We start from the raw sequence: 6,716 nt of genomic DNA, 5'->3' as shown, positions 1-6,716 counted from the left end.
TGGTTCCGCTGGTTCAACGAGCTGCCGGTGATCGTACTCGTCGGCGTGGTGCTACTGGTGGAGCTCAAGCCCTTCTAGGGAGCCGGATCGGGGTGGGGGGCGGGGGGCGGCCCCCCCCGCCGCGCCCGCGGGGGGGGGGGGTTTCAAAACACCCACATGTTGTCTCTCCCCCGGGGTGGGGGGGGGGGGGGGCCCCCCCCCCCCCCCCCACCCCGATCCGGCTCCCTAGAAGGGCTTGAGCTCCACCAGTAGCACCACGCCGACGAGTACGATCACCGGCAGCTCGTTGAACCAGCGGAACCAGACATGGCCGCGCCGGTTGGTTCCCTCGGCGAATGCCTGCACCAGGCGGCCACACCATATGTGGTAGCCGATGAGTCCGGCCACGAGGGCGAGCTTCACGTGGAGCCAGCCCTGATCGAGCCAGGCCGGGGTGAGCCAGATCAGCCAGCCCCCGAAGAATACGGTGAGCACGGCGCTGGGGGTCATGATTCCGCGATAGAGCTTGCGTTCCATGACGCGGAAACGCTCGTCGCCCGGTGCGTCCTCGGTCTGGGCGTGGTAGACGAACAGCCGTGGCAGGTAGAACACCGCGGCGAACCAGGTCACCACGAAGATGATGTGGAATGCCTTGACCCAGAGGTAGAGCATGGCCGGCTCCTTGAATGTGGCTTGTTCCCGGGGTGGCGTGCCGCTGTTCGGCCGCGGGGCCGCGCCCGAGTATCGCAGAGTGGCCGCGGTGGGGCACGCCCGGTGCAGGTGACGCGGCGCGCAGGCGGGCGTTACGATACAGGACTGTCCATTCAGCAGGGAGATACGGATGCTCAAGGTCGGGATCGTGGGCGGCACTGGTTACACGGGTGTCGAGCTGTTGCGGTTGCTGGCGCATCACCCGCATGCGCGCGCGGAGGTGATCACCTCCCGAGGGGAGGCCGGCAGGGGCGTGGCGGAGCTGTTCCCGAACCTGCGCGGACACTGCGATCTCGCCTTCGAGGCCCCGGACGACGAACGCCTCGCCGCCTGTGACGTCGTCTTCTTCGCAACGCCCAACGGCACGGCGATGCAGTCCGTGCCCGCGCTGCTAGAGGCCGGTGTGCGCGTGATCGATCTCGGGGCGGACTTCCGTATCCGTGACCTGGACCTCTGGTCCGAGTGGTACGGGATGACCCACGCCTGCCCCGGGATTGCCGCCGAGGCGGTCTACGGGCTGCCGGAGCGCCACCGCGATGCCATCCGCGGGGCCCGCCTGGTCGCGAACCCGGGGTGCTACCCCACGGCGGTGCAGCTCGGCTTCCTGCCGCTGGTCGAGGCCGGTCTGGTGGATACCGACACCCTCGTCGCCGATGCCAAGTCCGGGGCGACCGGGGCGGGACGCCAGCCCAGGCAGCACACGCTCCTCGGCGAGGCCTCGGAGAACTTCCGTGCCTACGGGGCCTCCGGTCACCGGCACCTCCCGGAGATCCGCCAGGGCCTGATGGAGGCCGCCGGCGGCGAGGTCGGGCTGGTGTTCATGCCGCATCTTGCACCGATGGTGCGGGGGATCCACGCGAGCCTCTACGCCCGGCTGCGGGACCCGGCCACGGACCTGCAGGCGCTGTTCGAGGCGCGTTACGCCGACGAGCCCTTCGTCGATGTGCTGCCCGCCGGTAGCCATCCGGAGACGCGTAGCGTGCGCGGCGTCAACACCTGCCGCATTGCGGTCCACCGCCAGCCCTACAGCGACATGGCACTGGTGCTCGCGGTGGAGGACAATCTGGTCAAAGGGGCGGCAGGGCAGGCGGTGCAGAACATGAACCTGATGTTCGATCTGCCGGAGACGGCGGGACTCGGGGACGTGGCGCTGCTGCCCTGAGCGCCGGCAATTGACTCCGAACGGGGCCGTCCCCACCATTTAGGGGAAGTGCCCACCTCCAGGAGGCGAAAGGATCATGAGCGAAGTGGTCGAAGAGCAGGACGAGCTGCTGAACTTCACGGACAACGCCGCACTCAAGGTGCGTCAGCTCCTCGATGAGGAGGACAACGGTGACCTGAAGCTGCGGGTCTATATCACCGGTGGTGGCTGTTCCGGCTTCCAGTACGGATTCATGTTCGACGAGAATCAGGAAGACGGTGACGCGGTTATCGAGAAGAACGGCGTGACGCTGCTGATCGACCCGATGAGCGGTGCCTACCTCGAGGGGGCCGAGATCGATTACGTCGAGGGTATCGAGGGCGCGCAGTTCATCATCCGCAACCCCAACGCCGCCACCACCTGCGGCTGCGGCTCCTCATTCGGCGTCTAGGCCCTCAGGCCGGATAGATCCCGCCCAGCACCACCGGCCGGCGCGCTCCCGTCACACCCGGGAGGTTGCCCGGCCGGCCGGCGAGCGTCTCACGTGCCAGCCAGGCGAACGCCGCCGCCTCGACGAAATCCGGATCGATGCCGATCTCTTCCGTGGAGCCCACCTGCCAGCCGGGCAGGTGTCGTCGCAGCGTGCCCATGAGATGGGTGTTGTGCACCCCGCCGCCGCAGACCAGCAGCCGGCCCGGGGCCGCGGCACTGCCCCCGGTGCTTGCGCTGAGGGCGTCCGCGACCGTGCGCGCGGTGAGATCGGCCAGCGTCGCCTGCACATCCACCGGTGCCGGTGGGTGCGGCAGGGCGGCGAGGTGGTCGTCCAGCCAGTCCGGCCCGAAGCGCTCCGGGCCCGTGCTCTTGGGCGGCGGCTGTCGGAAGAACGGGTCGGCGAGCAGGCGTTCCAGCAGCTCCGGAATGACTGCGCCGCCGGCGCCCCAGGCGCCGTCGGCGTCGTAGCGCTCGCCGAGGTGGCGCTCCGTCCAGCGGTCCATGAGGGTGTTCGCCGGGCCGCAGTCGAAGCCGATGGGGCCGCCGGGGGCGTCGCCCACGGTCAGGTTCGCGATGCCGCCCAGGTTGAGCACGGCGGTGCCGCTGCCTTGCCCCTGGAGGATGGCGAGGTGGAAGGCGGGGGCGAGCGGTGCGCCCTCACCGCCCGCGGCGATGTCCCGGCGGCGGAAATCGGCGACGGTGGTGATGCCGGTAGCCTCGGCGATGCGGCTGGGGTCGCCGATCTGCACGGAAGCGGCTTTCGGGGCGCCGGGGCGGTGCCATACCGTCTGACCGTGACTGCCGATGGCGGTAACGGCCTCGGCGGTCTGGCGGGCCTCGGCGAGCAGCGCCCGAACCGCCTCGCCGAAGGCGTCGGCAACGGCCTGGTCGGCGGCGACCACGTCGGCGAGCGGCGATCCGGCGCCAATGGCCCGCAGCGTATGCCGGATCCGGTCCGGGTACGGGCGGGACACGGCTGCCTCGATGACTGGGGAGGCGTTGCCGAACCGCACGAGGACAGCGTCGACACCGTCCAGGCTCGTGCCGGCCATGAGACCGATGAAGCGCTTGGTCACGCCTGTCCCGGGAGCCTTAGCGGCTCTCGCCGCTGTCCGCGTTGCCTTCGGTCTGCCCGTTGCTCGCGACCTGCGTGGGCGCGGCGGCCTCGAGGCGGGCCACCAGCGGTGCGGTCTGCGTCTCGAAGTCCTCGCGGTACTTGGCCTGGATCGGCTCGGCCTCGGGCAGTTTGACGGTCCGCGGGTTGCGGTGCTTGCCGTTCACCCGGAACTCATAGTGCAGGTGGGGGCCGGTGGCGAGGCCGCTGCTGCCCACATAGCCGATGACCTCGCCCTGTTTGACGTGGTCGCCGTGGGAGAGCCCCCGGCGGAAGCCCCGCATGTGGCCGTACAGGGTGGAATAGCGGGAGCCGTGCTTGATGACGATGGCGTTGCCGTAGCCGCCCTTGCGGCCGATGTGCACGATGCGCCCGTCGCCGGCCGCCTTGATCGGCGTCCCCGGCGGGGCGGCGTAGTCCGTGCCCATGTGGGGGCGCTTGGTGCCGAGGATGGGGTGGAGGCGCTGCGGGTTGAACTCCGAGCTCACGCGGGTGAAATTCACCGGCGTGCGCAGGAAGGCCTTGCGCATGCTCTTGCCGTCCGGGGTGAAGTACTGCGCGTCCCCGTCGGGGAAGGTGAATCGCACCGCGCGGAAGCGCTCGCCATGGTTCACGAAGTCCGCCGCGACGATGTCGCCATTGCGCAGCTTCTCGCCGTCGCGGTAGATCTCGTTGTAGATCACGCGGAACCGGTCGCCCCTGCGCAGGTCCAGGGCGAAATCGATGTCCCAGCCGAAGATGCTGGCGAGCTGCATGACCTGACGATCGGAGAGGCCGGCCTCGAGTGCCGAGGCGTACAGCGAACTCTTGATCTCGCCACTGGCGACCCGCCGGCGGCGCTCCAGCGGGGTGGTGGTGACCTTCGTGGTGTAACCGTCCGCGCCACGGCGTACCGTGAGCGTGTCCGTCTCGTTGAGCTCGTAGCGAACCGCGTCCAGGTTGCCGCGGCCGTCAAGGGCGATACGGATCTCGTCGCCGGGATAGAGGCTGGTCAGGGCCTCGGCACGCTCGCCGGCGTTGACGACGTCGTAGACGTCCCGGGCGGACAGCCCGGCGCGGCTGAACAGCGCAGCCAGCGAGTCGCCCGACTGGACCGTATAGGCCTCCCAGGCCGGTGACGCCACTGCGGTGGACTGTGAGGCCTCGGAGGCGAGTAGCGAATCTGCCGGTGCCGGTACGTCGGTCAGGGTCTGTTCCGGCGTGGTCGTGAGCGACGCCGTCTGAAGCTTCGGGGCTTGTGTACGCCCGTTGCTGCCGGCCGTGCTGCCGGTGGCCGGGCCGACACGTTCCGGTGCATGCTCGGTCAGGATCTTCAGGGGCGTCAGCCCTTCCGGGCGAGTGGCGTTGTCGTCGGCGGAGGGCAGTTCCAGGGTGCGCACGAGCCCATCGCCGCCGACATTCGCGTCACCTTTGTTAGTGGACATCGCGAATGCGCCGATGCCGGTGACGACCGCGACGGACAGGGCGAGTGCGTGATGGATGCGGCGGGGACGCTTCCGACGGTTGGACAGGCTGGCCAGACTGTCCTTGTTGCGGCGGCGTGTCTTCATGGAACGATCCTCAGCCTATAAGCTCCGAACGTTAGCCCGAAGCCACAATTCAGTCAACGCGCGGGCGTGGGAGTAACGCCCGGCCAGTGCGATTGAGTAACATGTCGCGCGGGTCGGCGGGCGTGACGTCCGCCTCAGTTACCAGAGACAACGCGGAGTCGAGCATGAGCACGATTGAGGAATCGCTCGCGATACTGCGGCGCGGTGCCGAGGAAATACTGCCGGAGAATGACCTCCGGGCACGCCTGGAGGAGGGGCGTCCGCTGCGCATCAAGGCGGGGTTCGACCCCACCGCGCCGGACCTTCATCTCGGGCACACGGTGCTCATCAACAAGCTCCGCCAGTTCCAGGACCTCGGCCACGAGGTCATCTTCCTGATCGGCGACTTCACCGGCATGATCGGCGACCCTTCCGGCAAGACGGCCACCCGCCCGGCCCTCACCCCGGAGCAGATCAGCGAGAACGCACGTACCTACGAGGAGCAGATCTTCCGCATCCTTGATCCCGAACGCACGCGCGTGGAGTTCAATTCCCGCTGGATGGGGCCGATGAAGGCGGAGGGCATGATCCGGCTGGCGGCCAAGTATACCGTGGCGCGGATGCTCGAGCGCGACGACTTCCACAAGCGCTACGAGGACAATCGCTCGATCGCGGTTCACGAGTTCCTCTATCCGCTGGTCCAGGCCTACGACTCGGTGGCGCTGGAGGCGGATGTCGAACTCGGCGGTACGGACCAGAAGTTCAATCTCCTCGTCGGCCGCGAGATCCAGCGCGAGTACGGACAGCGCCCGCAGGTCATCCTGACCATGCCCATCCTCGAGGGGCTCGACGGCGTGCAGAAGATGTCCAAGTCGTTGGGCAATTACGTCGGCATCCGCGAGGGCGCCGATGATATGTTCGGCAAGCTCATGTCCGTCTCCGACGATCTCATGTGGCGCTACTTCGAGCTGCTTACCTTCCGCCCACTCGCCGAGATCGAGCGGCTGCGCCAGTCCGTTGCCGAGGGGCGTAACCCCCGGGATGTGAAGTTCGAGCTGGCCGAGGAGCTGGTGGGGCGGTTCCACGATACGGCGGCCGCCTCGCGCGCGCGGGAATCCTTCATAGCGCGTTTCCAGAAGGGGGCGATGCCGGAGGAGATGCCGGAGGTCGATCTGGACGTCTCCGGTGATGGTCTCGGTATCGCCAGCGTCCTCAAGGAGGCGGGGCTGACACCCAGTACCTCCGAGGCCCTGCGCATGATCAAGCAGGGTGCGGTGCGTATCGATGGCGAGCGCGTGGAGGACCGCGGGCTCACCCTGGGTGCCGGAGGCCCGATGGTGATCCAGGTCGGCAAGCGCCGGTTCGCGCGGGTGCGTCTGAACGAGGCGGCCGGGGGCTGAGCCGGTGGCGATCCCACGAGTCCGTGTAACACGCTTGACGCATTCACTGAGGCGCCTATAATGCGCGCTCTCTTGTCGGGCGAAGGGCTCGGTGAGGGGTGCCCCGGAGGCGGTTTTCGGACTGGAAGTTACGGGGCGTTGACAGGTATTCAGGATGCACTAGAATGCCTGTTCCCGGTTGGGGCGAAGGCGATGAGCCGGGGCCCTGGCGGGGCGGAACAAAGGGGTTGACGCGGCATTCAGGCGCTGTAGAATACGCGCTCTTCGCCGCTTCAAGGCGGCCCTGAAGCTCTTTAACAATACGGATCAGATGGCTTGTGTGGGTGCTTGCGTCGCTGGTGTTGACCGGC

Annotated in this window: 6 protein-coding genes; 3 read left to right on the top strand and 3 right to left on the bottom strand. The window is 68.2% G+C overall.

The features are described from left to right. Window positions 1-225 precede the first annotated feature (225 nt). Window positions 226-651 carry a protoporphyrinogen oxidase HemJ gene (gene hemJ, locus ACEZHJ_RS01700; RefSeq protein ID WP_259201788.1) on the bottom strand — a complete coding sequence of 142 codons (426 nt, stop codon included), beginning with the start codon at window positions 649-651 and terminating at the stop codon, window positions 226-228. A gap of 169 nt (window positions 652-820) precedes the next feature. Between hemJ and argC the strand changes: the two genes are divergently transcribed. Continuing rightward, window positions 821-1,852 carry an N-acetyl-gamma-glutamyl-phosphate reductase gene (gene argC, locus ACEZHJ_RS01695; protein WP_259201789.1) on the top strand — a complete coding sequence of 344 codons (1,032 nt, stop codon included), beginning with the start codon at window positions 821-823 and terminating at the stop codon, window positions 1,850-1,852. 76 nt (window positions 1,853-1,928) lie between these two features. Beyond that, the gene (gene erpA, locus ACEZHJ_RS01690; RefSeq protein ID WP_163143986.1) at window positions 1,929-2,282 is read left to right on the top strand and encodes an iron-sulfur cluster insertion protein ErpA; all 354 of its coding nucleotides are present in this window, start codon (window positions 1,929-1,931) and stop codon (window positions 2,280-2,282) included. Window positions 2,283-2,286: 4 nt separating this feature from the next. Here erpA and ACEZHJ_RS01685 read toward each other — a convergent pair whose 3' ends face one another. Both ACEZHJ_RS01685 and ACEZHJ_RS01680 read right to left on the bottom strand, forming a co-directional pair. Next, on the bottom strand, window positions 2,287-3,399 hold the full coding sequence (locus tag ACEZHJ_RS01685) for an anhydro-N-acetylmuramic acid kinase (protein WP_375036164.1): 1,113 nt from the start codon (window positions 3,397-3,399) through the stop codon (window positions 2,287-2,289). A 16-nt stretch (window positions 3,400-3,415) separates the two neighbouring features. Next, window positions 3,416-4,987, bottom strand: coding sequence for an OapA family protein (locus ACEZHJ_RS01680; protein WP_375036163.1), 1,572 nt, complete (start codon window positions 4,985-4,987; stop codon window positions 3,416-3,418). Between the two features lie 164 nt (window positions 4,988-5,151). Between ACEZHJ_RS01680 and tyrS the strand changes: the two genes are divergently transcribed. Beyond that, window positions 5,152-6,366, top strand: coding sequence for a tyrosine--tRNA ligase (gene tyrS / locus ACEZHJ_RS01675; RefSeq protein WP_375036162.1), 1,215 nt, complete (start codon window positions 5,152-5,154; stop codon window positions 6,364-6,366). Window positions 6,367-6,716 lie beyond the last annotated feature (350 nt).

It is taken from the genome of Arhodomonas sp. KWT2 (assembly GCF_041949875.1).
Classification (GTDB): Bacteria; Pseudomonadota; Gammaproteobacteria; order Nitrococcales; family Nitrococcaceae; genus Arhodomonas; species Arhodomonas aquaeolei.
Note: the sequence above shows the minus strand (reverse complement) of the source record. Positions and strands in the feature narration are given on the sequence as shown.

Coding starts and splice junctions, on each gene's coding strand:
- argC (WP_259201789.1), top strand. CDS start 821: ATGCTCAAGGTCGGGATCGTGGGCGGCACTGGTTACACGGGTGTCGAG.
- tyrS (WP_375036162.1), top strand. CDS start 5,152: ATGAGCACGATTGAGGAATCGCTCGCGATACTGCGGCGCGGTGCCGAG.
- erpA (WP_163143986.1), top strand. CDS start 1,929: ATGAGCGAAGTGGTCGAAGAGCAGGACGAGCTGCTGAACTTCACGGAC.
- ACEZHJ_RS01680 (WP_375036163.1), bottom strand. CDS start 4,987: ATGAAGACACGCCGCCGCAACAAGGACAGTCTGGCCAGCCTGTCCAAC.
- hemJ (WP_259201788.1), bottom strand. CDS start 651: ATGCTCTACCTCTGGGTCAAGGCATTCCACATCATCTTCGTGGTGACC.